The sequence below is a fragment of the Burkholderia sp. 9777_1386 genome, assembly GCF_015712265.1.
GTDB lineage: Bacteria > Pseudomonadota > Gammaproteobacteria > Burkholderiales > Burkholderiaceae > Burkholderia > Burkholderia cenocepacia.
Genome location: NZ_JACCQB010000054.1, coordinates 18,541 through 44,911, shown reverse-complemented (window position 1 = coordinate 44,911; position 26,371 = coordinate 18,541). Strand labels below are relative to the sequence as shown.

Here is a 26,371-nt window from a genome sequence, read left to right as displayed (position 1 = left end):
ACCCCCTTTGCCTGATGACCATAGCGAGTCGGTCCCACCCCTTCCCATCCCGAACAGGACCGTGAAACGACTCTACGCCGATGATAGTGCGGATTCCCGTGTGAAAGTAGGTAATCGTCAGGCTCCCTAAGCCAGAAACCCCCGCCCGACAAGGCGGGGGTTTTTGCATTGGCGCGCCAAAAAGCATGCTTGCCGCAGTCGGTAGCCCAATCCCGTCAACCGTACGCAGTGAGCCATCTTGCTGCGATCTCCTCACCCATCAGACCATGATCCGCAAGATCGGAAAAAATCTGCCCGGGATAGCGCTCGATTCCTTTTCGCCGATCTTTTCAGCCCCCAGTGTCAGATAGAACGGCGCGGCATTGGGATCTGCTTCGATCACAAAGCGCTTGATTCCTCTCGCAGCGGCCTCGGTCCGAACTGATTCCCACAGCGCACGGGCGACACCCTGACCCATGTGATCGGGATGAACGAACAGCCATCCGGGTGTTGGTCGATCCGAATTCAACGATGCTCGGATCCAGAACCCGATGATCGACTCGCCTGATTCCGCGACATAACCGATCGCCCCTTCGATCGTCTCCGGCGAGATCGTGAGATCGTTTTGCCACACGTCCAGCCATTCCTTCGGATAGCCCCAGTGCGCTTTCGACAGGCGCGCCAGTCGCGTGAGTTCGTCTGCGTCCGCGGCACGCGCGGAACGCACGGTAAATAGCTTGTGCATTTCGTCTCTCGTCATTGTCGACACCGTGTCGCGCCTTCATCAGTGCATCGTCGGGATCGCGGCATCTCACCGTCCGGTCGACGGCCGGCTGCTCGCAGCGGCTTTGCTCGACACTATGCATCCCCACACGCCCGTCGCAGTTACATGACCTGCGACGCATGTCCGGCGACGACACGCCAGTGGGCGCCCGATCGACGCCAGACACGCGTATAGGCAAACGTGCCGGCGAATGCCGCGCCATCGAAATGTCCGGCGAGAGTCGCTCGCGTCGTGGTCAGGATCATCTCGTCGATCGCGCATGCGCGCCTCTCGAGGACGTCGAGTGTGTCGAGACGCAGAAGCTTCGCCCGATGCGCGGTGAGGTCGTCCTCCTTCGAGATGACCTGGCCGGTCGGGGCGGTGAATACCAGATCGTCGTCCAGCAGCGCGTCGAGCGCTTCGACGTCGTTGCTCAGCATCGCTGTGCGGAGCGCGGTCTCATAGGGTTCGATGACGGTACGGATTGCATCCATGTCAGGCCTCGCATCATTTCGGAAGGGGAGCGGCATGGCGGTGACAAACGCAGCCTACCGCGCGTTCGACAACGACTGACGCCGGGCCAGCATCACCATGCAGATGCCGATCGACGCGATGAGATTGACGGCCGGATAGAACGCGACCGCGACACTCCACGTGCTCAGTGCCAGCAGCGCCAGTGCGTACTTGAGCACGCATAGCGCGAAATACGCGAGGCTCTCGCTCCACGGATCGCGGATCGTCTTGCGCACGGTCGGGCCGAGGCCGGCAAGCTCGATCAGCGTAACCAGACAGATCGACACCGTCGGATCGTCGGTCAGCTTCCACAGCGGAATGGCCGACAGGGCCGCGCACAGGAACAGCCAGTCGAGGCCCGTCCAGCCGCGTTCGCCGCGAAACAGGCTGGCGATCAGCGTCAGAAAGCACGTGACGGCGATCGCCGCCGTGCACCACGCGGACGGCCCCGCGCCCGCGACGAACTGGCCGGCAGCCGCGATCGCCGTGACGACCGACCACACGAGCCACGTGAACAGATGCGGGCGCACGGTGCGCCGATAGATCGCGAGCGCGTAACGAATCGCCGCCAGCAACGACACGGCCGTTCCGATCGCGCCGAAGATCGAAGCGGCGCCCTGATCGACATTCACCATCGACGCAACCTCGTCCGGACAGGCAGACCAGTATGTGGTCTGACGGATCGCGGCGCAACGTCGTGCCGGCTCCGCGGTGCGGTGAACGCCGCGCGGATTCGCACCGGAACGCAGAAGAAACCGGACTGGAGCGTATCGACGGCACATGACGAGGCGCTCCACATCCATCAGCCATTCAAGATTCCGCCTGAGCCGCATGCACGTCGCGCCGGAAGGCACCGGGGCTCGTCCCCGTCCATTTCCGGAACGCGCGATGAAACGCGCTCGGCTCGGTGAAGCCGAGCTCGGCCGCGATCTCCGCGACGCTGAGCGCGTGCCCGCGCAGCAGCGACTGCGCGAGCGCGCCGCGCAACTCGTCCTTGATCGCCGCGAAGCTTTGCCCTTCGCTGCGCAAACGCCGCCGCAGCGTCGCGGGCGTCGTGTCGAGGCGCACGGCCAGCGTGTCGAAGTCGGGCCATTCGGCGGCCGGCCGCGCCTTGAGATGCGCGCGCGTCTTCGCGACCCAGCCGGTGTCGTGCCGGTAGCGCACGAGCAGGTTGCCGGGCGCGCCGCGCAGGAAGGTCTTCAGCGCCTGCTCCGAACGGATCGTCGGCAGCGCGAGGTACGCGGCGTTGAACGCGAGCCGGCTGTCGGGCCGGTCGAAATGCACGGGGACGCCGAAGAACTGGTGATAGTCGCTGCGCTGGCCGGCGCTCGGGCACGCGAAATCGATGCGCTGCAGCGGGATGCGCCGGCCGATCAGCCAGCACGCGACGCCAAGCAGGATCAGCCAGAACGTCCGGTACGCGAACGCCGGGTACGGCGCGCCCGATTGCGCCAGCACGATCTGCGCCTGCCCGTCGGCCACCACGAGCTCGCCGTGCGGCTCGTCGAGCACCACGCGCAGAAACTTCAGCGCGCGCCGCAGCGCCTTGTCGAGCGTGCCGGCATGCAGCACCGCGTGGCACAGCAGCGTGAAGCTGCCGCGCCGCATCGGGCGCGCGGCGAGTCCGAAGAACTCGTCGTCGAGCGCACCGGCGATCGCGAGCCACAGCCGGCCGTACTGCTGGGGCGTGACGGGCTCGTGCACGGCGGCCGGCAGCCCCGCGGCACGCAGCACGGGCACGGTCGGCAGGCCGCGCCGGCGCAGGCACGCAAGCGCATCGTCGACGAAATCCGGCGAAATCATCTGCGGCCCCATTTTCCTGCGTCCTCCGACATGGCAAAAGCGATCACGATTCTAGATTCCGTTTGTCATTGATTGCAATGTAGGGGCTGTCTACTATCGATGTATCCCCGTCGCGCCCCTGGCTCGCCGGCGGCCATAACGCACAGGAGACACGCATGCCTGAAGGAGCTACCGCCCGGGCGGTGCCGGCCTACGCCGACGCCGTGGCCCGGTTCAGTATCGAGACCGCCGCCGCGCAACTGGACGGCGACCTGGAGCGCGGCCTGAACGCGTGTGTCGAATGCTGCGACCGGCACGCGAAGGCGGACGCGATCGCGCTCGACTGGATCGACGCCGGCGGCCAGCACCATCGCTTCACCTTCGCGCAGATGCAGGCGTTGTCGGCCCGGGTCGCGCACCTGCTCGTCGCGCAGGGCGTGAAACCGGGCGACGTGGTGGCCGGCATGCTGCCGCGCACGCCGGAACTCGTCGCGACGATCCTCGGCACGTGGCGCGCGGGCGCCGTGTACCAGCCGCTGTTTACCGCGTTCGGCCCGAAGGCGATCGAGCACCGGCTGCGCATGAGCGGCGCGCGGCTGGTCGTGACCAACGTCGCGAATCGCGCGAAGCTCGACGAAATTGCCGACTGTCCGGCGGTCGCGACGGTGCGCGAAGCAGGCGAGACGCTGCCGGCTCACGACATCGATTTCCGCGCGGCGCTCGCTGCGCAGTCCGATACGTTCGAGCCGGTGCTGCGCAAGGGGGCGGACCTGTTCATGATGATGTCGACGTCGGGCACGACGGGCTTGCCGAAGGGCGTGCCGGTGCCGCTGTACGCGCTGCTCGCGTTCGGCGCGTACATGCGCGAAGCGGTCGACCTGCGCGCGAGCGACCGGTTCTGGAACATCGCCGATCCGGGCTGGGCGTACGGGCTCTATTACGCGATCACCGGCCCGCTGCTCCTCGGTCATGCGACGACGCTGTACGAGGGCAGCTTCACGGTCGACAGCACCTATGACGTGATCGAGCGACTCGGCATCACGAGCCTCGCCGGTTCACCGACCGCGTACCGGATGCTGATGGCGGCCGGCAACGAAGCGGCCGCACGGCTGAAAGGCCAGCTGCGCGTGGTCAGCAGTGCCGGCGAGCCGCTGAATCCCGAAGTCGTGCGCTGGTTCCACGCGGCGCTCGGCGCGCCGATCCATGACCACTACGGCCAGACCGAACTCGGGATGGTCGTCAACAATCATCACGGCCTCACGCACGTCATCCATGCCGGTTCGGCCGGCCTCGCGATGCCGGGCTACCGTGTCGCGGTGCTCGACGAAGCCGGCCGCGAGCTTGGCCCCGGCGAGCCCGGCAACCTCGCGATCGACATCGCGCGCTCGCCGCTGCTGTGGTTCCGCGGCTACTGGCAGCAGGACACGCCGGCGATCGCGGGCGGCTACTACCGGACCGGCGACAACGTCGAGCTGGAGCCGGATGGCACCGTGAGCTTCATCGGCCGCGCGGACGACGTGATCACGTCGTCCGGCTACCGGATCGGCCCGTTCGACGTGGAAAGTGCGCTGATCGAGCATCCGGCCGTCAGCGAGGCTGCCGTGATCGGTGTGCCCGATCCGGAGCGCACGGAGATCGTGAAGGCGTTCGTCGTCCTGTCGAAAGGGTTCGACGGCACGCCGGAACTGGCCGAGGAATTGAGTCTGCACGTGAAGCGGCGGCTGTCCGCTCACGCTTATCCGCGCGCGATCGACTTCGTCGACGCGCTGCCGAAAACCCCGAGCGGCAAGATCCAGCGCTTCGTGTTGCGCAAGATGGAAGCCGAGAAGGCCGCTCAACCCTGAATACGGACTGCGAATGAATATCAAGGATCGCGTTTTTCTGATTACCGGTGCCGGTTCCGGCCTCGGCGCCGCGGTGGCGCGCATGGTCGTCGCGCAGGGCGGCAAAGCCGTGCTGCTGGACGTCAATGACGAGGCGGGCACGAGCCTCGCGAACGAACTCGGCGCGGCCGCGCGCTTCGTGAAGACCGACGTGACGAGCGAAGCCGATGGTCAGGCCGCCGTCGCGGCCGCGCGCGACGCGTTCGGCCGCGTCGACGTGCTCGTCAACTGCGCGGGCGTCGCGCCGGGCGAGAAGGTCGTCGGCCGCGACGGCCCGCATTCGCTCGACCGCTTCGCGCGCGCGGTGTCGATCAATCTGGTCGGCACGTTCAACATGATCCGGCTGGCCGCCGAAGCGATGTCGAAGCAGGACGCTGACGCGGAAGGCGAGCGCGGCGTGATCGTCAATACCGCATCGGTCGCGGCGTTCGACGGGCAGATCGGACAGGCTGCGTATGCGGCGTCGAAGAGCGGCGTGGTGGGCATGACGCTGCCGATCGCACGCGAGCTCGCGCGCTTCGGCATTCGCGTCGTGACGGTCGCGCCCGGCATCTTCGCGACGCCGATGATGGCCGGCATGCCGCAGGACGTGCAGGACGCGCTCGGCAAGAGCGTGCCGTTCCCGCCGCGGCTCGGCCGCCCGGAAGAATTTGCGGCGCTGGTGCGCCACATCGCCGAGAACACGATGTTGAACGGCGAAGTTATCCGTCTCGATGGCGCGTTGCGCATGGCACCGCGCTGACACTGGAGGAAGCGAATCATGACGACTCAGGATCCGATCGTAATCGTGGGCGCGGCGCGCACGCCGATGGGCGGTTTTCAGGGCGACCTGGCGGCGGCCAGCGCGAGCGACCTTGGCGCGGTGGCGATTCGCGCCGCGCTCGAGCGCGCGAACGTGTCCGCCGAGCGCATCGACGAGATCGTGTTCGGCTGCGTGCTGCCGGCCGGCCAGGGCCAGGCGCCGGCGCGCCAGGCCGCGCTGAAGGCCGGGCTGCCGCTCGCCGCGGGTGCGACCACGGTCAACAAGATGTGCGGCTCCGGGATGAAGGCCGCGATGTTCGCGCACGACCTGCTGCTGGCGGGTTCGGCGGGCGTGGCCGTGGCGGGCGGGATGGAGAGCATGACGAATGCGCCGTACCTGCTGCCGAAGGCGCGCGCGGGCATGCGCATGGGTCATGGGCAGGTGCTCGACCACATGTTCCTCGACGGGCTCGAGGACGCGTATGAAAAGGGCCGCCTGATGGGTACCTTCGCCGAGGATTGCGCGCAGGCCTACCAGTTCACGCGCGAAGCGCAGGATGCGTTCGCGATTGCGTCGCTGACGCGGGCGCAGCGCGCGATCGCGGAAGGGCGTTTCGTGTCGGAAATCGCGCCGGTGACCGTGAAGGCCGGCAAGACGGAAAGCGTCGTGTCGATCGACGAGCAGCCGGGCAAGGCGAAACTCGACAAGATCCCGACGCTGAAGCCGGCGTTCCGCGACGGCGGCACGGTGACGGCCGCGAACGCCTCGTCGATTTCGGACGGCGCGGCCGCGCTCGTGATGATGCGTCGCTCGGAAGCCGAGCGCCTCGGCCTCACGCCGAAGGCCGTGATCGTCGGGCATTCGACTCATGCGGACAAGCCCGGCCTGTTCGCGACCGCGCCGATCGGCGCGCTGCGCAAGCTGTCGGAGAAAACCGGCTGGAACCTGCGCGACGTCGACCTGTTCGAGATCAACGAAGCGTTCGCGGTGGTGCCGATGGCCGCGATGCGCGACCTCGACCTGCCGCACGAGAAGGTCAACGTGCACGGCGGCGCATGCGCGCTCGGGCATCCGATCGGCGCATCGGGTGCGCGCGTGATGGTGACGCTGCTGGCCGCGCTCGAAACGTACGGCTTGAAGCGCGGCGTCGCATCGCTGTGCATCGGCGGCGGCGAAGCGACGGCCGTCGCGATCGAGCGCCTCGCGTAACGCGACGCATCGTTCGTCCGTCCGTGGCATCGCGGGCGGCGCGTATCGCACGGGACCTTCCGTGTGGTGCGCGCCGCCCGTTTTTATTTGGCGGATCGCCGTGTCGCGCTACGACTTCGCGTTCGGCGATACCGCGCCGCATGCGCGAATCACGAGTTGCACGACCTGTTCGGTCCTGTCGTCGAACGCCTTCTTCGTGAACGCGCGCTTGCCGCTCAGCGCGCGAATCTGCGCATCGAAATCCGCATAGTGCTGCGTGGTCGCCCAGATCAGGTACATCAGCGCATGCGGGTCGATCGGCGCGAGCAGTCCGCGCGCGATCCAGCCGTCGATCACGTTGATGCGCGCGTCGAACCACGGCTTCACGCGTTGCGACAGGATGTCCTGCATGTGTTCCGCGCCGTGGATGATCTCGTTGGCCCAGACCTTCGAGCCGAGCGGGCGCCGCTGCGACAGCGCCATCTTCGCGCGCACGTAGCTGCCGATCGCCTCCACCGGATCGTCGCCGGCCTCGAACGAGCCGGCCGCGCGATGCCAGTCCTCGAACAGGTCGTCGAGCACGCGGCGGTACAGCGCAAGCTTGGTCGGGAAGTAGTAGTGCACATTCGCCTTCGGCAGGCCCGCGCGCTCCGCGATCATCGCGGTGCTGGCGCCGGCGAGCCCGCGTTCCGCGAATACGGCTTCCGCGCACGCGAGCAGATGGGCTTCGTTGGACTCGCGAATGTGTGCCTTGCGTCGCCGCAAAGGCGCGGGCGTTTCGTCCCGGTCGGTGGCTTCGATCGCCGCCTCGTCATGTCTCATCGTGTCCCTCGCGCGGCGGCCATGCCGCGTTGGGCTTCATTCTAGCTGCTGATTCGCGTCGCGCGCACGCATCCGGATGCCGCGATTCCACCGCGATGCTGCGTTGCGGTGGCACGTTTCTCGCTCCATCGCGTCACGCAAGAAAGACGTTGCGCTGGTCATTTTGATCGTCTAAAACCTGTCCAATCGGACAGGATTTGCGCGTTTCGCGAATCGACGGGGACATGCACCGCATCCGGGCGGTGTGCCCTCGAAACAGGCATCACACGCACCGGCACAGACCGGGCTGACGACATCACCGACCCCACAGGAGCGATACGAATGAACGCGGTATCGGAAACAGTGAAGCGGGCAGCTTTCGACACGTCGATCAAGGTCGACGGCAAGCGGCTGTGGGACAGCCTGATGGAAGTCGCGAAAATCGGCGCGACGCCGAAAGGCGGCGTGTGCCGCCTCGCGCTGACCGATCTCGACAAGGCCGGCCGCGACCTGATCGTCGGCTGGGCGAAGGCGGCCGGCTGCACGGTGACGGTCGATACGATGGGCAACGTGTTCATGCGCCGCGCGGGCCGCGTGGCCGACGCCGCGCCGGTCGTCACGGGCTCGCACGCGGATTCGCAGCCGACCGGCGGACGCTTCGACGGCATCTACGGCGTGCTCGGCGGCCTCGAAGTGATTCGCAGTCTCAACGATCACGGCATCGAGACCGAGCATCCCGTCGAGGTCGTGATCTGGACCAATGAAGAGGGTTCGCGCTTCGCGCCCGCGATGGTCGCATCGGGCGTGTTCGCGGGCGTGTTCCCGCTCGAATACGGGCTGTCGCGCAAGGACGTCGACGGCAAGACGATCGGCGAGGAACTGGCGCGCATCGGTTATGCGGGCGACGTGCCGTGCGGCGGGCGCAAGCTGCACGCGGCGTTCGAGCTGCATATCGAACAGGGGCCGATTCTCGAAGCGGAATGCAAGACGATCGGCGTCGTGACCGACGCGCAGGGGCAGCGCTGGTACGAGATCACGTTCACCGGCCAGGAAGCGCACGCGGGGCCGACGCCGATGCCGCGCCGCCGCGACGCGCTGCTCGGTGCGTCGCGCGTGGTCGATCTCGTCAACCGGATCGGCCTCGATCATGCGCCGTTCGGCTGTGCGACGGTCGGCATGATGCAGGTCCACCCGAACTCGCGCAACGTGATTCCGGGCCGCGTGTTCTTCACCGTCGATTTCCGTCATCCGGACGACGCCGTGCTCGCGAAGATGGATGCGGCGCTGCGCGACGGCGTCGCGCGCATCGCGGCCGACATCGGGCTCGACACCGAGCTCGAGCAGATTTTCTACTACAAGCCGGTCGCGTTCGATCCCGCGTGCGTGGCGGCCGTGCGCGGCGCGGCCGACCGCTTCGGCTATTCGCATCGCGACATCGTGTCGGGCGCGGGCCACGACGCGTGCTATCTCGCGCAGGTCGCGCCGACGTCGATGGTGTTCGTGCCCTGCGTCGACGGCATCAGCCACAACGAGATCGAGGACGCGACGCCCGCATGGATCGAGGCCGGCGCGAACGTGCTGCTGCACGCGATGCTGTCGCGCGCATGCGAGCCGGCTTCATGATGGGTCGGCCGTAGCAGCCGCGAGGCTGCCTGTCGTCAGAAATTTGCATGCCTAAGCATGACCGCCCCGACTGTGCATTCGCAGCCGGCGGGGACGGCTTTGTCTCCACCCAGCCGAAGGAACGCGTATGACCACCCAGCCAACCGGCGATATCGCCGCGCATCGCCTGTCGTCCACGCAACTCTCGTGCGAATTCGCCGATATCGCGCCGCTGCTCGATCCGACCGCGGCGGCGGCCGCCGCGAGCCGCTGCCATTACTGCTACGACGCACCGTGCGTGCACGCGTGCCCGACGCAGATCGACATCCCGAGCTTCATCCGCAAGATCGGCAACGGCAACCTGAAAGGCGCCGCGACCGACATCCTGTCCGCGAATCCGCTCGGCGGGATGTGCGCACGTGTGTGCCCGACCGAGATCCTCTGTGAAGGCGCTTGTGTGCGCAACCATCAGGATGCGCAGCCGGTCGCGATCGGCGCGCTGCAGCGGCATGCGACCGACTGGGCGATGCAGACCGGCGCGGTGCAGTTCCGGCGCGCGCCGGAGACGGGCCGCCATGTGGCGGTGGTCGGCGCGGGGCCGACCGGGCTCGCGTGCGCGCACCGGCTCGCGCTCGCCGGGCATCGTGTCACGCTGTTCGACGCGCGTCCGAAGGCCGGCGGCCTCAACGAATACGGGATCGCCGCGTACAAGACCGTCGACGATTTCGCGCAACGCGAGGTCGAGTGGCTGCTGTCGGTGGGCGGCATCACGCTGAAAACCGGTGCGGCGCTCGGACGCGACGTGACGCTCGATGCGCTGCGCGAGCAGCACGACGCGGTATTCCTCGCGATGGGGCTCGGTGGCGTGCGCGCGCTCGCGATCGACGGCGAGCAACTGGGCGGCGTGATGAACGCGGTCGATTTCATCGCGCAGGTGCGGCAGGCCGACGCGCTCGCGAACGTGCCGGTCGGGCGGCGCGTGGTCGTGATCGGCGGCGGCAATACGGCGATCGATGCGGCGGTGCAGAGCCGCAAGCTCGGCGCCGAGCGCGTGACGATGGTGTACCGGCGCGGCGTCGACGCGATGAGCGCGACGTGGGCCGAGCGCGAGTTCGCGCAAAAGAGCGGCGTCACGCTCGTCACGCACGCGAAGCCGGTGCGTATCGTGGGCACGGACGGGCAGGTGACGGGCGTCGAATTCGAGGGCGCATCGGGCGAGCGCTTCACCATCGACGCGGACATGGTGCTGAAGGCGATCGGCCAGACGCTCGTGCCGGACGGCATCGCGGCCACGTTGCTGACTTCGGACCGCACGCGGATCGCGGTCGATGCGGACGGGCGCACGGCGCTGCCGGACGTGTGGGCCGGCGGCGACTGCGCGGCGACCGACGGCATCGATCTCACGGTGCAGGCCGTGCAGGACGGCAAGCGCGCGGCCGCGTCGATCGACGCGACGCTCGCCGCGCGCGACGCGAAGGCAGCCTGAACGCGCGGCGTCCCGCTGGCACACCGAACACGACCCCATTCTCACGGAGCCGAACATGGCCGATCTTCGCTGCACCATCGCAGGCATCACTTCGCCGAATCCCTTCTGGCTGGCGTCCGCGCCGCCGACCGACAAGGCCTACAACGTCAATCGCGCATTCGAGGCGGGCTGGGGCGGCGTCGTCTGGAAGACGCTCGGGCTCGACCCGCACGTCGTCAACGTCAGTTCGCGCTACGGCGCCGTGCAGTGGAACGGCCAGCGCATCGCGGGGTTGAACAACATCGAGCTGATCACCGACCGTCCGCTCGACGTGAACCTGAGAGAGATCGCGCAGGTGAAGCGCGACTGGCCGGACCGCGCGCTGATCGTGTCGCTGATGGTGCCGTGCAACGAGCGCGACTGGAAATGGATCCTGCCGCTCGTCGAGGATACCGGGGCCGACGCGGTCGAGCTCAACTTCGGTTGCCCGCACGGGATGAGCGAGCGCGGGATGGGCGCGGCGGTCGGGCAGGTGCCCGAATACGTCGAGATGGTCACGCGCTGGGTGAAGGAGGGCACGAAGCTGCCGTGCCTCGTGAAGCTCACACCGAACATCAGCGACATCCGGATGGGCTCGCGCGCCGCGTACAAGGGCGGGGCGGACGGCGTGTCACTGATCAACACGATCAACTCGATCGTCGCGGTCGATCTCGACCACATGGCGCCGATGCCGACCGTCGACGGCAAGGGCACGCACGGCGGCTATTGCGGGCCGGCGGTCAAGCCGATCGCGCTGAACATGGTCGCGGAAATCGCCCGCGACCCGGAAACGCCGAACCTGCCGATCTCGGGCATCGGCGGCGTCTCGTCATGGCGCGACGCGGCCGAGTTCATGGTGCTCGGCGCCGGCAGCGTGCAGGTGTGCACCGCCGCGATGCATTACGGCTTCCGGATCGTGTCGGATCTCGCCGACGGGCTGTCGAACTGGATGGACGAGAAGGGCTACGCGACGCTCGACGACATCCGCGGCCGCGCAGTGCCGAACGTCACCGACTGGAAATACCTGAACCTGAAGTACGACATCAAGGCGCGCATCGACCAGGACCGCTGCATCCAGTGCGGGCTGTGCCATATCGCGTGCGAGGACACCTCGCACCAGGCGATCACGGCGACGAAGGACGGCGTGCGGCATTTCGAAGTGGTCGATTCGGCGTGCGTCGGGTGCAATCTTTGCATGCATGTGTGTCCGGTCGAGCAATGCATCACGATGGAGCGCGTCGATTCGGGCGACTACGCGAACTGGACCACGCATCCGAACAATCCGGCGAGCGCGGAGGCGGGGGCGGGTGCAGGCGCGGCGGCACCGGATAAGCACGCGAAGAAGGCTGCCTGACCGGCGTCCGGCGAGGCAGGGTCATCCTGCATCGCCGCCTTTCGTTCCACCCGGGCCGGCATCGCACGATGCCGGCGTTGACGTTTTCGTGGAGTGTGTTCGATGAATCACGCAGCGAATCCCGCCGATCCCGACAGCGCCGCGGCGCACGGCGGCAGCCTGTACAACGACGATCTCGCGCCGACGACGCCGGCGCAGCGCACGTGGAAGTGGTACCACTTCGCGGCGCTGTGGGTCGGGATGGTGATGAACATCGCGTCGTACATGCTCGCGGCCGGGCTGATCCAGGAAGGCATGTCGCCGTGGCAGGCGGTGATGACGGTGCTGCTCGGCAACCTGATCGTGCTCGTGCCGATGCTGCTGATCGGCCATGCGGGCGCGAAGCACGGAATCCCGTACGCGGTGCTCGTGCGCGCGTCGTTCGGCACGCAGGGCGCGAAGCTGCCGGCGCTGTTGCGCGCGATCGTCGCCTGCGGCTGGTACGGCATCCAGACCTGGCTCGGCGGCAGCGCGATCTACACGCTGCTGAACATCCTGACCGGCAACGCGCTGCACGGCGCGGCGCTGCCGCTCGTCGGCATCTCGTTCGGGCAGCTCGCGTGCTTCCTCGTGTTCTGGGCGCTGCAGCTGTACTTCATCTGGCACGGCACCGATTCGATCCGCTGGCTCGAAAGCTGGTCCGCACCGATCAAGGTCGTGATGTGCGTGGCGCTCGTGTGGTGGGCGACGTCGAAGGCGGGCGGGTTCGGCTCGATGCTGTCGGCGCCGTCGCAGTTCGCGGCAGGCGGCAAGAAGGCCGGGCTGTTCTGGGCGACCTTCTGGCCCGGCCTGACCGCGATGGTCGGCTTCTGGGCGACGCTCGCGCTGAACATTCCTGATTTCACGCGCTTCGCGCATTCGCAGCGCGACCAGATGATCGGGCAGTCGATCGGGCTGCCGCTGCCGATGGCGCTGCTGTCGGTGGTGTCGGTCGTCGTGACGTCGGCAACCGTCGTGATCTACGGCAACGCGATCTGGGATCCGATCGACCTGACGAGCCGGATGACGGGCATCGGCGTCGGCATCGCGCTCGTGATCCTCACGCTCGACACGATGTGCTGCAACCTCGCCGCGAATCTCGTCGGCCCCGCGTACGACTTCTCGAGCCTGTGGCCGAAGGCGATCTCGTACCGCACGGGCGGGATGATCACCGCGACGATCGCGATCGTGATGATGCCGTGGAAGATCCTCGCGACGACGGACGGCTATATCTTCACCTGGCTCGTCGGCTATTCGGCGTTGCTCGGGCCGGTCGCGGGCATCCTGATGGTCGACTACTTCCTGATTCGCGGCACGCAGCTCGACACGCGTGCGCTGTTCGACGAGGCCGGCGGCTTCAGCTACGCGCGCGGCTGGAACCCGGCCGCGCTGGTCGCGCTCGCGGTCGGCGTGCTGCCGAACCTGCCGGGCTTCCTGCATACCGCGTTTCCCGCGTCGTTCCCGAACGTGCCGGCGTTCTTCAACACGCTTTACACGTACGCGTGGTTCGTCGGCCTCGTGCTGGCGTCGGGCGTGTACGGCACCTGGATGAAGTGGCGCGCCGGACAGCGCGCGCAGATCGCGAGCGCATGACGCGCGAGCCGGCTTCGACTCGCACGCGGCATGCGGCACCCGACAGTCAACGAGGAGGCAAGCAAATGGCAATCCTGATTCGTGGCGGCACCGTGGTCGATGCAGACCGTTCCTATCGCGCGGACGTGCTCTGCGCGGACCCGCAGGACGGCGGCACGATCCTGCAGATCGCGGAGCAGATCGATGCGCCGGCCGGCGCGACCGTCGTCGACGCGCACGACCAGTACGTGATGCCGGGCGGCATCGATCCGCATACGCACATGGAGTTGCCGTTCATGGGCACGCGGGCGAGCGACGATTTCTACTCGGGCACGGCCGCCGGGCTGGCGGGCGGCACGACGAGCATCATCGACTTCGTGATTCCGAGCCCGAAGCAGCCGCTGATGGAGGCATTCCACGAATGGCGCGGCTGGGCCGAGAAATCGGCTTCCGATTACGGCTTTCACGTGGCCGTGACGTGGTGGGACGACAGCGTGCACCGCGACATGGGCACGCTCGTGCGCGAGCATGGCGTGTCGAGCTTCAAGCACTTCATGGCGTACAAGAACGCGATCATGGCCGACGACGAGATCCTCGTGAACAGCTTCACGCGTTCGCTCGAACTCGGCGCGCTGCCGACCGTGCACGCGGAGAACGGCGAGCTCGTGTTCCAGCTGCAAAAGGCGCTGCTCGCGCGCGGGATGACGGGGCCGGAGGCGCATCCGCTGTCGCGGCCGCCGGAGGTGGAAGGCGAGGCCGCGAACCGCGCGATCCGCATCGCGCAGGTGCTCGGCGTGCCCGTGTATATCGTGCACGTGTCGGCGAAGGATGCGGTCGACGTGATCACGCGCGCGCGCAGCGAAGGGCTGCGCGTGTTCGGCGAAGTGCTGCCGGGCCACCTGGTGATCGACGAGGCCGTCTATCGCGACCCGGACTGGACGCGCGCGGCGGCCCACGTGATGAGCCCGCCGTTCCGCTCCGCCGAGCATCGCGAGGCGCTGTGGCGCGGGCTGCAGTCGGGGCAGCTGCATACGACGGCGACCGATCACTGCGTGTTCTGCGCATCGCAGAAGGCGATGGGCCGCAACGATTTCACGAAGATCCCGAACGGCTGCGGCGGCGTCGAGGATCGCATGTCGGTGCTGTGGCATCACGGCGTGAATCATGGCCGCATCACGCCGAACGAGTTCGTGCGGATCACGTCGACGAACGCCGCGCAGATCTTCAACCTGTATCCGCGCAAGGGCGCCGTGCAGGTCGGCGCCGATGCCGACCTCGTCGTATGGGACCCGGCCGCGACGAAGACGATCTCGGTGAACACGCATCACCAGCAGGTCGACTTCAACGTGTTCGAGGGGATGACCGTGCAGGGCGTCGCGACGCACACGCTCACGCGCGGCGCACTCGCCTGGGCCGACGGTGAATTGCGCGCGGTGCGCGGCGCGGGCCGTTACCTGAAGCGCCCGCCCGGTGCCGGCTACTACGAGGCCGCGCGGATCGCGAACCGGCTGCGCGAACCCCATCCGGTCGAACGCGCGGGTTGAGCGATGCGTAGCAGGCGGGGCGTGCCCGTTCGAACGGCGCGCCCCGCGCGCGTTTTCACGAGGTAGGTAGAACAACTGATCAAGTCGTCGAAGCACGAAAAAAGAAACGATCGACGCCATTGGTCGCGGCGATTTTGGCGACGTTGCCGGCGTGCATATCGAGCGAGTAACATCCACCAACCCGATCACGCGGGTCGCGGGCACGGGCCGCCCGCCGGACAGTTCAAATAGTGAGAAAGGAGCACAAGGTGGATATTCTACGCAGTCTCCTCGGTATGCTGTTTCTGTTGCTGGTCGCGTATCTGCTGTCGAACAACCGCCGCGCGGTCAGTGGGCGGACCATGATCGCCGCGCTGCTCACGCAGTTCGCGATCGGCGCGCTCGTGCTGTTCGTGCCGTCGGGTCGCGCGGCGCTGGCCGCGGCCGCGAACGGCGTCAACCGCGTGCTCGACATGGGCAATCACGGCATCGCGTTCGTGTTCGGCGGTCTGGTCGACGCACGGATGTTCCAGTTGTTCGGCGACGGCGGGTTCGTGTTCGGCCTGCGCGTGCTGCCGATGATCATCTTCGTCACCGCGCTGATCTCGGTGCTGTACTACATCGGCGTGATGAAGTGGATCGTCGCGATCCTCGGTGCGGGGCTCGCCAAGGTGCTCGGCGTGAGCCGCATCGAGGCGTGTTCGGCCGTCGCGACGATCTTCCTCGGGCAAAGCGAGATGCCCGCGCTCGTGAAGCCGTTCGTGCGCAACATGACGAGCGCCGAGATCTTCACGGTGATGGCGAGCGGGATGGCATCGGTCGCGGGCTCGGTGCTGGTCGGTTATGCCGGTCTCGGCGTGAAGATGGAGTACCTGCTCGCCGCGTCGTTCATGGCGGTGCCGGGCGGGCTGCTGTTCGGCAAGCTGCTGTTTCCGACCGTCGAACCGAGCCGCGTGGTGGTCGACGGTCTCGATTTCGACGACAAGCGCGCCGCCAACGTGATCGAGGCGGCCGCCTCCGGTGCATCGGTCGGGCTGCGCATCGCGATCAACGTCGGCGCGATGCTGATCGCGTTCGTCGGGCTCATCGCGCTGATGAACCTGATCGTCGGTGGCGCGGCCGCGTTCGTGGGCTTTCCGCAGGTCACGCTGGTCGGCATCATCGGCCACCTGTTCGCGCCGCTCGCGTGGATCATCGGCGTGCCGTGGCACGATGCGGCGCTGGCCGGCAACTTCATCGGGGAGAAGCTGATCTTCAACGAATTCGTCGCGTACGGCGACCTGTCGCCGTACCTGAAGGGCGGCGCGCATGCGGCGGCGGCCGGCCTGCAGGTGCTCGACCCGAAGACGCTCGCGATCGTGTCGTTCGCGCTGTGCGGCTTCGCGAACTTCTCGTCGATCGCGATTCTCGCCGGCGGCTTCAGCGCGGTCGCGCCCGAGCGCCGCTCGGACGTCGCGCGCCTCGGCTTGCGCGCGCTGACGGCGGCGACGCTGTCGAACCTGATGAGCGCGGCGATTGCCGGCCTGTTTTTCTCGCTGCATTGACAGTAGACTCCGACCGATCGAAGCGAGGCAACGATGTTTCTACCGCAGGAATTCATTCGCAGGAAGCGCGACGGGCAGCCGCTCGATCGCGACGGGATGGCCGCGTTCGTGCGCGGCGTGACCGACGGTAGCGTGACCGAGGGCCAGGTGGCCGCGTTCGCGATGGCGGTGTATTTCAACGACCTGAGCACCGACGAGCGCGTCGCGCTGACGCTCGCGCAGCGCGATTCGGGCGACGTGCTCGACTGGCGCGCGCTCGATCTCGACGGGCCGGTGATCGACAAGCATTCGACGGGCGGCGTCGGCGACGTCGTGTCGCTGATGCTCGGGCCGATGGTGGCCGCGTGCGGCGGCTACGTGCCGATGATCTCGGGGCGCGGGCTCGGTCACACCGGCGGCACGCTCGACAAGCTCAGCGCGATTCCCGGTTACGACGTGATGCCCGCCACGGACGCGTTTCGTCGCACGGTGCGCGAGGTCGGCGTCGCGATCATCGGGCAGACCGCGCGGCTCGCGCCGGCCGACAAGCGCATCTATGCGATCCGCGACGTGACGGCGACCGTCGAATCGGTCGCGATGATCACCGCGTCGATCCTGTCGAAGAAACTCGCGGCCGGGCTCGACGGGCTCGTGATGGACGTCAAGGTCGGCTCCGGCGCGTTCATGCCGACCGCGGAGAAATCGGCGGAACTGGCCCGCAGCATCGTCGACGTCGGCAACGGCGCCGGCATGAAGACGACCGCGATCCTCACCGACATGAACCAGTCGCTCGCGCCGTGCGCGGGCAACGCGCTCGAGGTTGCGTGCGCGATCGACTACCTGACCGGCAAGTCGCGTCCCGCGCGGTTGCACGACGTGACGATGGCGTTGTCGGCCGAGTTGCTCGTGACCGGCGGGCTGGCGCGCGACGTCGGCCACGCGCGCGAGAAGCTGCAGCAGGCGCTCGATTCGGGCGCGGCGGCCGAGCGTTTCGCGCGCATGGTCGTCGCGCTCGGTGGCCCCGCCGACCTGCTCGATGCGCCCGCACGGCATCTGGCGCGCGCGGCGGTGATCGTGCCGGTTCCGGCGCCTGCGAGCGGCGTGGTGCAGCGCGTCGATTGCCGCGCGCTCGGGCTGGCGGTGGTCGCGCTCGGCGGCGGCCGCACGCGCGCGGAGGATGCGATCGACGTCAGCGTCGGCCTGTCGGCGCTCGCGGAGATCGGGCAACGCGTCGAGGCCGGCGAGCCGCTCGGTTTCGTGCACGCCCGCGACGAAGCGACCGCGGCGCACGCGGCGGACGCGATTCGCCGCGGCTACGTGCTCGGCGACACGGGCGAAGCGCCGCCGACCCTTTACCAGCGGGTCGACTGACCCTGCTCCCGGAGGCCTCACCACGATGGAACGAGACGAACTGATCGAACAGGCGAAGGCGGCGCGCGAGCGCGCGTATGCGCCGTACTCGCGCTTCAAGGTCGGCGCGGCGCTGCAGGCGCGCGACGGGACGGTTTTCCACGGCTGCAACGTCGAGAACGCGTCGTACGGACTGTGCAATTGCGCGGAACGCACGGCGTTGTTCGCGGCGATCGCCGCCGGCTATCGGCCCGGGGATTTCGCGCGGCTCGCGGTCGTCGGCGACACGGACGGCCCGATCGCGCCGTGCGGCGCGTGTCGTCAGGTGATCATCGAGATCGGCAAGCCCGACATCGAAGTGATCCTGACCAACCTGAAAGGGGCCGTCGAGATCACGACGGCCCGCGCGTTGCTGCCGGGCGCGTTCATGCTGTAACCGCACGCGCCGCGGCGAGACGCGCGCGTCGCCTCATGCGCTGTCACGCGCGTCGCGGATCGGGATCACGGTGCGCGCGCCGCACTGGCGCAGCAGGTCGCGCAGCTCGTTGATGACCGGGAACACCTCGTGATTCCAGTCGGCGCCCTGCCGGTCATGCGCTTCCTGCTCTCGTTCGACGATCCAGCGATCCTCGCGGAAGATGCGCTCGGTGAACCACACGAGCAGCGGCCACGCGAGATCGAGTGCGAACGGGATGCCGGGCTTGTGGATCGACAGCAGCCCGAACGTGCGGTTGGTGCGCTGCTCCGCGTCGAGCGGCACGTAGACGATCCACAGGTCCATCACGAGCGTGCCTTCGCTCGACCGGATCCGCAGCGTCTGGTACGGATACTCGGTGCGCACCGTCATCACGCTCTTGTTGGCCTGGTCGCCGGGCTTCTTGCTCGAACCGAACACGAGCGCCTCGCCGACCGGCTGCTTGCCTTCCATCCGCGCGAACGTGTAGTCGACCTCGACCCAGTCGTCGCCGCGGCGGCGGCCCACGGAGCGTGCGCGCATCTGGCCCATCTGCTTGCGGTGCAGGAACTGATGGTTCATGTCCATCAGGTTCTCGTGCATGAACGAATAGTGGCACTTGACTTCGCGGCCGAAGCGGCGTGTCTTGAACGCTCGATCGTCCGCCGATTCGAGCGCGGGGAACGGCCGTGCCTCGGCGAGCGTGGCGTCGCCCGGGAACACGAAGATCAGCCCGTGCGCCTCGCGGCACGGATACGCGCGCACGCCGTTGGGCAAGCGTTCGCGGCCGAGGTAGGGCACGTCGACACAGCGGCCGCTGTCGCACGCGTAGGTCCAGCCGTGATAGCAGCAGCGCAGCGTTTCGCCGCTCACGACGCCTGCGTGCAGCGGCACCTGGCGGTGCGCGCAACGATCTTCGAGCGCATACACGGCGCCCGATTCGGTGCGCACGAGCACGATCGGATCGCCGGCGAAGCGCACGCCGAGCGTCTTGCCGCGCTTGAGCTCGCGCGACCACGCGAGCGGGTACCAGTGATCGGGGTGAATGGGCACGCGGCGCAGGTCGCGCACGACCGCGCCGGTGGACGGTTCTTCGAGGGTATTGCTGTCAGGCAAAGGCACTGCGCGCATGCGTGACGCCTCCTGGCTGGGCGGGTGGTCCGGATGCCGCATCATGCGGCGAGGATCAGGAGAAGTCTACGCGAAGTTGCCGGCCGCGGCGGACACGATGCGGGTTTGCCCCGGCGTCGCGTCCGCCGATTCGTTGATGCGGCGCAAAGCGGCCTCTGCCGGCGCCTGGCGTGGCGGGCCGGCCCGGCCCGGCCCGGCTGTGCGGCGGGCGGCCTCCCGTCGCGCGGCAGGGTGAGTGACCCGCGGCTCACAAGCGCGCTTCGCGCCACAGCACCGCGTCGGCACGGTACAGCGCCGGGAAGCGCTGCTTCAGCCCGGCGACCTTCGGCAGATCGTTGAACGCGATATACGGCGCATCCGGATGCAGTTCGAGGTAGTTCTGATGATAGGCCTCGGCCGAATAGAACCCCTTGTAGGCTTCCACGCGCGTGACCACGGGCGCCGGAAACACATGCGCGCTGCCGAGCTGCGCGATGTACGCGGTCGCGACCGCGCGTTGCTGTGCGGTGGTCGGGAAGATCGCGGACCGGTACTGCGAGCCTTCGTCGGGGCCTTGCCGGTTCAGTTGGGTCGGGTCGTGCGCGACCGAGAAGAACACCTGCAGCAGCCGGCCGTACGTGATCTGCGTCGGGTCGTAGACGATCCGCACCGATTCCGCGTGCCCCGTCAGCCCCGAGCCGACGAGCGCGTAGTGCGCGGTTTCGGACGCGCCGCCCGCATAGCCAGCGGTGACCTGCTTCACGCCCTTCACGTGTTCGAACACGCCCTGCACGCCCCAGAAGCAGCCGCCGGCGAGCACGGCCGTTTCGTCGTGCGACGCGCCGGGCGTTTCGTCGAGCGTCGGTGCGGGCACGGTGCGCATCGGCTCCGCGGAATTGACGATGCGCTGGTAGCCGAACACGGCGGCGGCTGCCACGGCAACGGCGCCGATGCGGCGCAGCATGGCCGCGCGCCGTCGTGCGGCGGCATCGCGGGTGGGGATCGGGATCATCTCTTGCTCCTTCGGACTGCGTTGAAAAAAGCCGGTGCTCGGAGGGCGGTGGCGCGCGCAATCAACCGAACGTGAACGCGTACGCATCGACGCCCGGATCGAGGAACTCGATCGCGAACGTGCGATCGGCGATCGCGCCCGGCTGCCGGACGAGCTGGTACAGGCGCTGGCCGGTGACGGTGCCGTAGCCTTGCGCATCGACGTCGGCGCCATGCGCGGCCCCGGGCGCCGCGCCGTCGAGCGTCACCCGAAAGCGCACGGGCCGGCCGTTCGCACCGGGGCCGAGCACGAGGTGCAGGTCGCGCGCATGGAAGCGGTAGACGATCCGGCCATCCGGTGCGGCCAGCGACGCGCGTTCGGCGCCGACGTTCCACGTGCCCGCGAGACCCCAGCCGTTGAGATCCGGGCTGCCCGGCGCGTCGTAGCGGTGCGCCGCGTCGCGCACGACGCCGCCCGGCGACGCGAAGCTTTCCGCGCGCGCATAGCCGACGTAGGTTTCGGGCGAACGGACGTCCGCGCTGTCGGCGGCGGCGAGCGCACCCTTCGCGGGCGCGCCGGCGAGCCCGAGCGGCACGTTCAGCGCGTCCGGATGGCCGGCTTCGGCGAGCAGCGACTGGATCGCGCGTTCGGACTGTGCGTATTCGCCTTCGCCGAAGTGGTGATGGCGGATCCGCCCTTGCGCGTCGATGAAGTAGTGCGCGGGCCAGTATTCGTTGTTGAATGCGCGCCAGATCGCATAGCCGTTGTCGATCGCGACCGGGTAGTCGATGCCGAGGTCGTGCACGGCCTTCTTCACGTTGCCGATGTCGCGTTCGAACGCGAACTCCGGCGCGTGCACGCCGACCACGACGAGTCCGTACGGCGCGTACTTGCGTGCCCAGGCGGTCGTGTACGGCAGCGTGCGCAGGCAGTTGATGCACGAATACGTCCAGAAATCGACCAGCACGACCTTGCCGCGCAGGCCGGCCGCCGTCAGCGGCGGCGAGTTCAGCCACTGCACCGCGCCGTCGAGCGACGGCAGCGTACCTTCGACGGGCAGCGCGGCCGCGGTCGCGCCGGCCGCGCGCATCATCGCGCTGCCGGCCATTGCAGCGCCGCCGGCCTGCGCGCCATCCGTCGCGGCGGCCATCATCGCGCCGCCCGTCGCGTTGTCGGCGGCGCCGGTCGCCGGCGTTGCCGCCGGCGCGCCGTTCGAGCGCCCGCCGAGGCGGTCGACGAGCTTCGTTTCGAGCCCGCCGGTGGTGACGGTCGACAGCTGCGCCAGGGCGCCGGTGTCGAGGCCGAGCGCGATCGCGCCGACACCGGCCAGCAGCGCCGCGCCGATCCCGCGCCGGATCCATTCGCCGGCGCCGAGCGAGCGCTTCATCGCGGCGAACACCTTGCCGCCGATCACGAGCGCGACGCCGAGCGAGGTCGCCGCGCCGGCCGCATACGCGACGAGCAGCAGCGTCGTGCCGACGCTCGCGCCGCGCAATGCGGCGCCGGTCAGCACGAGACCGAGGATCGGGCCCGCGCACGGCGCCCACAGCAGGCCCGTCGCGACGCCGAGCAGCAGCGACGACGCCGGGCCGGCCGGGCGGCCGTCGCGTTGTGCGAATCCGGTGAGCCGGTTGCCGGCGGCGACCAGCGGGCGCGTCAGGTGTTCCGCGAAGCGCGGCATCAGCAGCGTCAGGCCGAACACCGCGAGCAGCACGATCGCGATCCAGCGGCCGGCCTGGTTGGCCTGCGCGACCCAGCCGCCGCCGACGGCGGCGAGCGTCGCGACGACGGCGAACGTGAGCGCCATGCCGGCGAGCAGCGGCAGGCCGGTGCGCACGAACGGCTGGTCGGCGCGCGCGAACACGAACGGCAGCACGGGCAGGATGCACGGGCTCAGGATCGTGAGCACGCCGCCGAGATAGGCAAGGACGATGAGCAGCATGATGCGTTCTCCAGTCGGTCGGGGGGCCGGATCAGGCGGCAGCCGGGTGGAAGGCGAGCGCGACGCCGTTCATGCAGTAGCGCAGGCCGGTCGGCGCCGGGCCGTCGTCGAACACATGGCCGAGATGGCCGCCGCAGCGGCGGCAGTGCACTTCGGTGCGGACCATCCCGAACGACGCGTCGGTGTCGGTGCCGACCGCGTGGTCGAGCGGTTTCCAGAAGCTCGGCCAGCCCGTATGGCTGTCGAACTTGGTGGCCGACGAGAACAGCGCGAGGTCGCAGCCGGCGCACGCGAACGTGCCGGGCCGGTGCTCGGCGTTCAGCGGGCTGCTGTACGGCCGCTCGGTGCCGGCTTCGCGCAGGACCGTGTATTGGGCGGGCGTGAGCCGGCGATGCCATTCGGCGTCGCTGAGCGTGATCTCGAACGGGGCGGCCTTGGGCGAGCCGGCGGGCGGCGCGGCGAACGCGCGGCCGACCAGCGCGCGGCGGCCGGCGGACGACAGCGCCGCGAGCGCGGCGAGACCGGTGGCTCCGGCGAACAGCAGATGTCTGCGGGTGGGCATGATGGGCTCCTGGAAGCAGGTCCTGAAAACATGCGCCCATCGTAGGCAGCGGCCGGTGTCGAAGTCCTCACGGAAAGTTAAATGAATTGTGATTATTTTCCGGGTGATCCGGCCAAGTCCGACGAAATCCGTCTGAGCCGCGTCGGATAAGGGTTTGCGGGGAATCGGTGGTCCGCCCAATTCCGCGGAAATCCCGCACGAGCCGCAACTTTTTAGTGTCTTTTTAGTGTTCGTGGCGTGGGGTAGGCTCTGCTGAGGATGCGCGGGCCGATCGGATCACGATATCGATGGAGGGCGATCATGGGGGCATTGACGGTCAGGCAAATCGAAGCTGCGAAGGCGACCGGAAAGCGGTATTTCCTGTCGGATGGGCGTGGACTGTTCCTGCGCGTGGGGCCGGCCGGCGGGAAATCTTGGTTTGTTCGCGTCAGTATCAATGGCAAGCAATGCGATAAGCCGCTCGGCAAGACGTGGGCGCGCTCGACGACCGATGCGCAGTTATCGCTAGAGGATGCGCGCGCAGCGGCTGCGACGATTCGTTCACACGCGCGCGACGGCGTGGACTACCTCGAAGCGAAGAAGCGTGAACGCCAGGCCAAGGTTGAACAAGCGGTGACGGCGGACCTCACATTCGGCGACTTATTCGATGCGTGGTTCGCGACGGTCAACAAGAAGCGCGGCAAGAAAGGCCGAAAGGATGGCGGTAAGTCGCTTCGAGCTGCGATGGAAAAGCATGTGCTGCCGACTCTTCGTGCTCACCGGATCGCAGGCGTGTTTGCGTCGAACGTTCTGCCGCTGCTTACCGCGATTTCCGATGTGGGATACAACCGCCAAGCGGTCGAGATGCTGATAACCATCCAACAAATGATTCGATGGGGCGAGCGTAATCAGCCGTGGAAGCGCTTGTTGATCGATTGCGATGTGCTTGCGCTTGCAAAAGAGGATGTTGTTTCAGGCGATTACGATCCGGTGCGTGGCAACGAACGCGATCGGACGCTTACGGACGACGAAATCTGCATGCTCGGTGAACTGATTCCGGCCGCTCGGCTTCCATGCTCCATTGCGTCAGCGGTATGGGTGATGCTCGCTTGCGGAACGCGCGTCGGCGAAACAGTCGTGACGCGATGGACCGATCTTGACTTCAAGGCACGGACGTGGACCATCCCAAAGGAACACACGAAGTCGAACACGGCGATCACAATTCACCTTTCCGATTTCGTCCTCGCGCAGTTTGCGGCGCAGCAGGTCGTGCGCGCCGGCGTGCCGGAGGGCGACGCACGGCGCGATTATGTGTTCCCGTCGGAAAAGGGTAAGCTGCCGCACGTCAGCATCCATACGACCTGCGGGGCTATCCGTAATCGGCAACGCCCAAAGGATGCGCCGACCGAGGGTCGCACGAGGGCAACCGATGCGCTCACTGTCCCGGGGGGGCAATGGAAATGTCACGACTTGCGTCGGACGTGCGCAACGATGATGCAATCGCTGGGCATTCCGGAAAGCATCGTGCATCGATGTCTGAACCACGCACGAAACGATCCGCTTGATCGGATCTATCTGCAGTTCGATTATGACGCGCAGATGCGCGACGCTTGGCGGCGATGGGGTGACCGCCTGTCGGTACTAGTTGGCACGGGTACGGAAAACGTACGTTTTCTGTTCTCACCCTAATCGGGGAGGGCATCTCCGCAGAGGGAAGGAGGAAGATGTAACCCTGATAATACGACTTGTCACGGTTATAAGTCCGTCGTCGGCACTCCGACGTCCGCGGTTGCTGGGGGGCGGCGACTCCGCAGGCTACAATCGACGGCATTCAGCCTTGATCGAACCGTAATAAGAATCGGGAGCAACCCGTGACCGTCCTCGCCATCGATAATCAAACGCTCGCAGATACAATCGAGCGTGCACAAGCGTTCTTGGCCACGCAGCCGCAAAAAAGGGCAGCCGACAATTGGTGTCGCTACTTGCGCGACGATCGCGATAGCCGCACCTTTTTCGACGCGACGCCCATGACGCAGTCGACGGTATTCGGAGTGAAGGTGGCCGAGGCGGTCGCGAGAGCGTATTTGGCGTGCGTCGAGGGGCAAGAGGCTGAACTGGCTCCGACTGTTGCCCAGGTCAGAAAGCTGCAGGCTTCGGCTTCTGCCTTTGAGGCGGACCTTGATTCGGCCGGGTCATGGGTCATCGGCGATCGGACGGATCCGGCTTTTCGCGAACCACTTAGCCGTATTTGTGCCGCACCTTCTCGCGTGCCGCCGCGATCGGCGGGCCGGTTGCCGCTGGGAGATCGACGGGCATTTGTTCTCCACCTTGCCCGTTCGTTGTACGTGCTTAGCTCAAGTTTCCCGACGAAATTTCTGATGGTGGCTACGGTTCTTGCTTGGGAGGAGACGAGCGATCGCACGATTCGCTCGATTCTCACACCCGCTGTGAGGTCGACGATTGCCGCTCAGGCCGCTTCCGAAAGAGTGGCGGGTATCGCCAGCGAAAATGCGACTCACCATCTGATCAGCCGGGTCAGCGTGAATCCAGTATCGACTCCGTTGATTGGGGGCGACAGTAGGTCAGACGGCGAGAAAATCGCAGAGGCGTTGCGGTTGCTCCGGTCGCTCACCGATCCGACTGCCGCAACCGTCACGGTGGCGACATTGATGGAGCTCGCAGACGAGTTTGGCATCGCGCCCGTACAGCTTGAACAGCCGGCCGGATGAATTACCTAGGCTTTTGACATCAATTTCTTCCGGACGCTTTCCCCCTCCCGAGCGGAGAGATTGACGTAGCAGGGTTTGCGGGATGCTAGGCGAACATTGTGTCCATGCTCACAACTAGAAGGAAAAGCATGGCACGAGTTGATGCAACTACGATGGCGACGGCACTGAGGGTGATTTTGGCTCGACAACCTGGCAATAGTGCGAGCCGGCAGCGCGAACGCTTGCTTCAGGCTTTCTCTGCTTTCGGTCGTGTTACTACCGTGGAGGCAATGCGCTTCCTCGACATCCTCGATCCTCGTGCACGTGTGTGCGAGCTGCGTAAACGCGGGTATCAAATCGCAACCGTAACGGTCGCCCGTGCGAGTGAAAGTGGCGTGACGCACGCGGTCGGTGACTACGTGCTGCTCTCCACCGCACCGCGTGCGGCGGCGCTTCGCAATGATGGTGACTGGGTGCAGATGGATCTTCCCATGATCTATCCCGGATAGTTTATTGGGGCCCGACACC

23 protein-coding genes and 1 rRNA gene are annotated in these 26,371 nt (G+C 67.3%); 15 read left to right on the top strand and 9 right to left on the bottom strand.

Annotation, left to right across the window (positions count from 1 at the left end):
* Nucleotides 1-10: 10 nt before the first annotated feature.
* Nucleotides 11-123, top strand: a 5S ribosomal RNA gene (rrf, locus tag H0X91_RS28770).
* Nucleotides 124-259: 136 nt separating this feature from the next.
* Here the strand turns inward: rrf and H0X91_RS28765 are convergent.
* The 4 genes from H0X91_RS28765 to H0X91_RS28750 form a co-directional block, all read right to left on the bottom strand.
* Nucleotides 260-724 carry a GNAT family N-acetyltransferase gene (locus tag H0X91_RS28765; RefSeq protein ID WP_006483647.1) on the bottom strand — a complete coding sequence of 155 codons (465 nt, stop codon included), beginning with the start codon at nt 722-724 and terminating at the stop codon, nt 260-262.
* Between the two features lie 140 nt (nt 725-864).
* Nucleotides 865-1,236 (bottom strand): nuclear transport factor 2 family protein, encoded by a 372-nt coding sequence (locus H0X91_RS28760; RefSeq protein WP_006483646.1) that lies wholly within the window; start codon nt 1,234-1,236, stop codon nt 865-867.
* Nucleotides 1,237-1,290: 54 nt separating this feature from the next.
* Nucleotides 1,291-1,890, bottom strand: coding sequence for a hypothetical protein (locus H0X91_RS28755; RefSeq protein ID WP_196433560.1), 600 nt, complete (start codon nt 1,888-1,890; stop codon nt 1,291-1,293).
* Nucleotides 1,891-2,065: 175 nt separating this feature from the next.
* The gene (locus H0X91_RS28750) at nt 2,066-3,070 is read right to left on the bottom strand and encodes an AraC family transcriptional regulator (protein ID WP_059721215.1); all 1,005 of its coding nucleotides are present in this window, start codon (nt 3,068-3,070) and stop codon (nt 2,066-2,068) included.
* A 143-nt stretch (nt 3,071-3,213) separates the two neighbouring features.
* Between H0X91_RS28750 and H0X91_RS28745 the strand changes: the two genes are divergently transcribed.
* The 3 genes from H0X91_RS28745 to H0X91_RS28735 are packed head-to-tail and all read left to right on the top strand — an operon-like array spanning nt 3,214 to nt 6,871.
* The gene (locus tag H0X91_RS28745) at nt 3,214-4,881 is read left to right on the top strand and encodes an acyl-CoA synthetase (RefSeq protein WP_196433559.1); all 1,668 of its coding nucleotides are present in this window, start codon (nt 3,214-3,216) and stop codon (nt 4,879-4,881) included.
* A gap of 13 nt (nt 4,882-4,894) precedes the next feature.
* Nucleotides 4,895-5,662, top strand: a complete 768-nt coding sequence (locus tag H0X91_RS28740; protein WP_006483642.1) for a 3-hydroxyacyl-CoA dehydrogenase — start codon at nt 4,895-4,897, stop codon at nt 5,660-5,662.
* Between the two features lie 18 nt (nt 5,663-5,680).
* Entirely contained in the window at nt 5,681-6,871 is a 1,191-nt protein-coding gene (locus H0X91_RS28735; protein ID WP_034203774.1) for an acetyl-CoA C-acetyltransferase, read from the top strand.
* A 108-nt stretch (nt 6,872-6,979) separates the two neighbouring features.
* Here the strand turns inward: H0X91_RS28735 and H0X91_RS28730 are convergent, their stop codons facing one another.
* Complete coding sequence (locus tag H0X91_RS28730) at nt 6,980-7,672, bottom strand: TetR/AcrR family transcriptional regulator (protein ID WP_006485720.1); 693 nt, start codon at nt 7,670-7,672, stop codon at nt 6,980-6,982.
* A 321-nt stretch (nt 7,673-7,993) separates the two neighbouring features.
* Here H0X91_RS28730 and H0X91_RS28725 point away from each other — a divergent pair, with 321 nt between their 5' ends.
* The 8 genes from H0X91_RS28725 (at nt 7,994) to H0X91_RS28690 (ending at nt 18,533) form a co-directional block, all read left to right on the top strand.
* Entirely contained in the window at nt 7,994-9,274 is a 1,281-nt protein-coding gene (locus H0X91_RS28725) for a Zn-dependent hydrolase (protein WP_006498608.1), read from the top strand.
* A gap of 127 nt (nt 9,275-9,401) precedes the next feature.
* Nucleotides 9,402-10,739, top strand: coding sequence for an NAD(P)-dependent oxidoreductase (locus tag H0X91_RS28720; protein ID WP_062885885.1), 1,338 nt, complete (start codon nt 9,402-9,404; stop codon nt 10,737-10,739).
* 55 nt (nt 10,740-10,794) lie between these two features.
* The gene (gene preA, locus H0X91_RS28715; RefSeq protein WP_034203770.1) at nt 10,795-12,111 is read left to right on the top strand and encodes an NAD-dependent dihydropyrimidine dehydrogenase subunit PreA; all 1,317 of its coding nucleotides are present in this window, start codon (nt 10,795-10,797) and stop codon (nt 12,109-12,111) included.
* 102 nt (nt 12,112-12,213) lie between these two features.
* Nucleotides 12,214-13,722: an NCS1 family nucleobase:cation symporter-1 gene (locus H0X91_RS28710; RefSeq protein ID WP_034203769.1), complete on the top strand. Its 1,509-nt coding sequence runs from the start codon at nt 12,214-12,216 to the stop codon at nt 13,720-13,722.
* 65 nt (nt 13,723-13,787) lie between these two features.
* Nucleotides 13,788-15,245 (top strand): dihydropyrimidinase, encoded by a 1,458-nt coding sequence (gene hydA / locus H0X91_RS28705; protein ID WP_006485639.1) that lies wholly within the window; start codon nt 13,788-13,790, stop codon nt 15,243-15,245.
* 248 nt (nt 15,246-15,493) lie between these two features.
* Nucleotides 15,494-16,768 (top strand): NupC/NupG family nucleoside CNT transporter, encoded by a 1,275-nt coding sequence (locus tag H0X91_RS28700; RefSeq protein WP_048985671.1) that lies wholly within the window; start codon nt 15,494-15,496, stop codon nt 16,766-16,768.
* Between the two features lie 33 nt (nt 16,769-16,801).
* Complete coding sequence (gene deoA, locus H0X91_RS28695; RefSeq protein ID WP_058903766.1) at nt 16,802-18,118, top strand: thymidine phosphorylase; 1,317 nt, start codon at nt 16,802-16,804, stop codon at nt 18,116-18,118.
* Nucleotides 18,119-18,143: 25 nt separating this feature from the next.
* Complete coding sequence (locus H0X91_RS28690) at nt 18,144-18,533, top strand: cytidine deaminase (RefSeq protein WP_006485641.1); 390 nt, start codon at nt 18,144-18,146, stop codon at nt 18,531-18,533.
* A 33-nt stretch (nt 18,534-18,566) separates the two neighbouring features.
* On the opposite strand, the gene H0X91_RS28685 is transcribed toward H0X91_RS28690, so the two are convergent.
* From H0X91_RS28685 to msrB, 4 genes are all read right to left on the bottom strand, one after another.
* Entirely contained in the window at nt 18,567-19,682 is a 1,116-nt protein-coding gene (locus H0X91_RS28685) for an aromatic ring-hydroxylating oxygenase subunit alpha (RefSeq protein WP_006485640.1), read from the bottom strand.
* A gap of 247 nt (nt 19,683-19,929) precedes the next feature.
* The gene (gene msrA, locus H0X91_RS28680; protein WP_062885883.1) at nt 19,930-20,673 is read right to left on the bottom strand and encodes a peptide-methionine (S)-S-oxide reductase MsrA; all 744 of its coding nucleotides are present in this window, start codon (nt 20,671-20,673) and stop codon (nt 19,930-19,932) included.
* Between the two features lie 61 nt (nt 20,674-20,734).
* A complete protein-coding gene (locus H0X91_RS28675) occupies nt 20,735-22,594 on the bottom strand; it encodes a cytochrome c biogenesis protein DipZ (protein WP_062885882.1) in 1,860 nt (619 codons plus the stop codon).
* A gap of 31 nt (nt 22,595-22,625) precedes the next feature.
* Nucleotides 22,626-23,156, bottom strand: coding sequence for a peptide-methionine (R)-S-oxide reductase MsrB (gene msrB, locus H0X91_RS28670; protein WP_006498596.1), 531 nt, complete (start codon nt 23,154-23,156; stop codon nt 22,626-22,628).
* Between the two features lie 300 nt (nt 23,157-23,456).
* Here msrB and H0X91_RS28665 point away from each other — a divergent pair, with 300 nt between their 5' ends.
* From H0X91_RS28665 to H0X91_RS28655, 3 genes are all read left to right on the top strand, one after another.
* Nucleotides 23,457-24,824 (top strand): tyrosine-type recombinase/integrase, encoded by a 1,368-nt coding sequence (locus H0X91_RS28665; RefSeq protein ID WP_062885881.1) that lies wholly within the window; start codon nt 23,457-23,459, stop codon nt 24,822-24,824.
* A 182-nt stretch (nt 24,825-25,006) separates the two neighbouring features.
* Nucleotides 25,007-25,864, top strand: a complete 858-nt coding sequence (locus H0X91_RS28660; protein WP_062885880.1) for a hypothetical protein — start codon at nt 25,007-25,009, stop codon at nt 25,862-25,864.
* A 128-nt stretch (nt 25,865-25,992) separates the two neighbouring features.
* On the top strand, nt 25,993-26,352 hold the full coding sequence (locus tag H0X91_RS28655) for a helix-turn-helix domain-containing protein (protein WP_080465610.1): 360 nt from the start codon (nt 25,993-25,995) through the stop codon (nt 26,350-26,352).
* The last annotated feature ends 19 nt before the right edge of the window (nt 26,353-26,371 follow it).

Coding starts and splice junctions, on each gene's coding strand:
- H0X91_RS28720 (WP_062885885.1), top strand. CDS start 9,402: ATGACCACCCAGCCAACCGGCGATATCGCCGCGCATCGCCTGTCGTCC.
- H0X91_RS28750 (WP_059721215.1), bottom strand. CDS start 3,070: ATGGGGCCGCAGATGATTTCGCCGGATTTCGTCGACGATGCGCTTGCG.
- H0X91_RS28740 (WP_006483642.1), top strand. CDS start 4,895: ATGAATATCAAGGATCGCGTTTTTCTGATTACCGGTGCCGGTTCCGGC.
- H0X91_RS28725 (WP_006498608.1), top strand. CDS start 7,994: ATGAACGCGGTATCGGAAACAGTGAAGCGGGCAGCTTTCGACACGTCG.
- H0X91_RS28735 (WP_034203774.1), top strand. CDS start 5,681: ATGACGACTCAGGATCCGATCGTAATCGTGGGCGCGGCGCGCACGCCG.
- H0X91_RS28665 (WP_062885881.1), top strand. CDS start 23,457: ATGGGGGCATTGACGGTCAGGCAAATCGAAGCTGCGAAGGCGACCGGA.
- msrB (WP_006498596.1), bottom strand. CDS start 23,156: ATGCCCACCCGCAGACATCTGCTGTTCGCCGGAGCCACCGGTCTCGCC.
- H0X91_RS28690 (WP_006485641.1), top strand. CDS start 18,144: ATGGAACGAGACGAACTGATCGAACAGGCGAAGGCGGCGCGCGAGCGC.
- H0X91_RS28755 (WP_196433560.1), bottom strand. CDS start 1,890: ATGGTGAATGTCGATCAGGGCGCCGCTTCGATCTTCGGCGCGATCGGA.
- H0X91_RS28760 (WP_006483646.1), bottom strand. CDS start 1,236: ATGGATGCAATCCGTACCGTCATCGAACCCTATGAGACCGCGCTCCGC.
- H0X91_RS28655 (WP_080465610.1), top strand. CDS start 25,993: ATGGCACGAGTTGATGCAACTACGATGGCGACGGCACTGAGGGTGATT.
- msrA (WP_062885883.1), bottom strand. CDS start 20,673: ATGATCCCGATCCCCACCCGCGATGCCGCCGCACGACGGCGCGCGGCC.
- H0X91_RS28765 (WP_006483647.1), bottom strand. CDS start 724: ATGCACAAGCTATTTACCGTGCGTTCCGCGCGTGCCGCGGACGCAGAC.
- hydA (WP_006485639.1), top strand. CDS start 13,788: ATGGCAATCCTGATTCGTGGCGGCACCGTGGTCGATGCAGACCGTTCC.
- H0X91_RS28685 (WP_006485640.1), bottom strand. CDS start 19,682: ATGCGCGCAGTGCCTTTGCCTGACAGCAATACCCTCGAAGAACCGTCC.
- H0X91_RS28675 (WP_062885882.1), bottom strand. CDS start 22,594: ATGCTGCTCATCGTCCTTGCCTATCTCGGCGGCGTGCTCACGATCCTG.
- H0X91_RS28710 (WP_034203769.1), top strand. CDS start 12,214: ATGAATCACGCAGCGAATCCCGCCGATCCCGACAGCGCCGCGGCGCAC.
- preA (WP_034203770.1), top strand. CDS start 10,795: ATGGCCGATCTTCGCTGCACCATCGCAGGCATCACTTCGCCGAATCCC.
- H0X91_RS28730 (WP_006485720.1), bottom strand. CDS start 7,672: ATGAGACATGACGAGGCGGCGATCGAAGCCACCGACCGGGACGAAACG.
- H0X91_RS28745 (WP_196433559.1), top strand. CDS start 3,214: ATGCCTGAAGGAGCTACCGCCCGGGCGGTGCCGGCCTACGCCGACGCC.
- deoA (WP_058903766.1), top strand. CDS start 16,802: ATGTTTCTACCGCAGGAATTCATTCGCAGGAAGCGCGACGGGCAGCCG.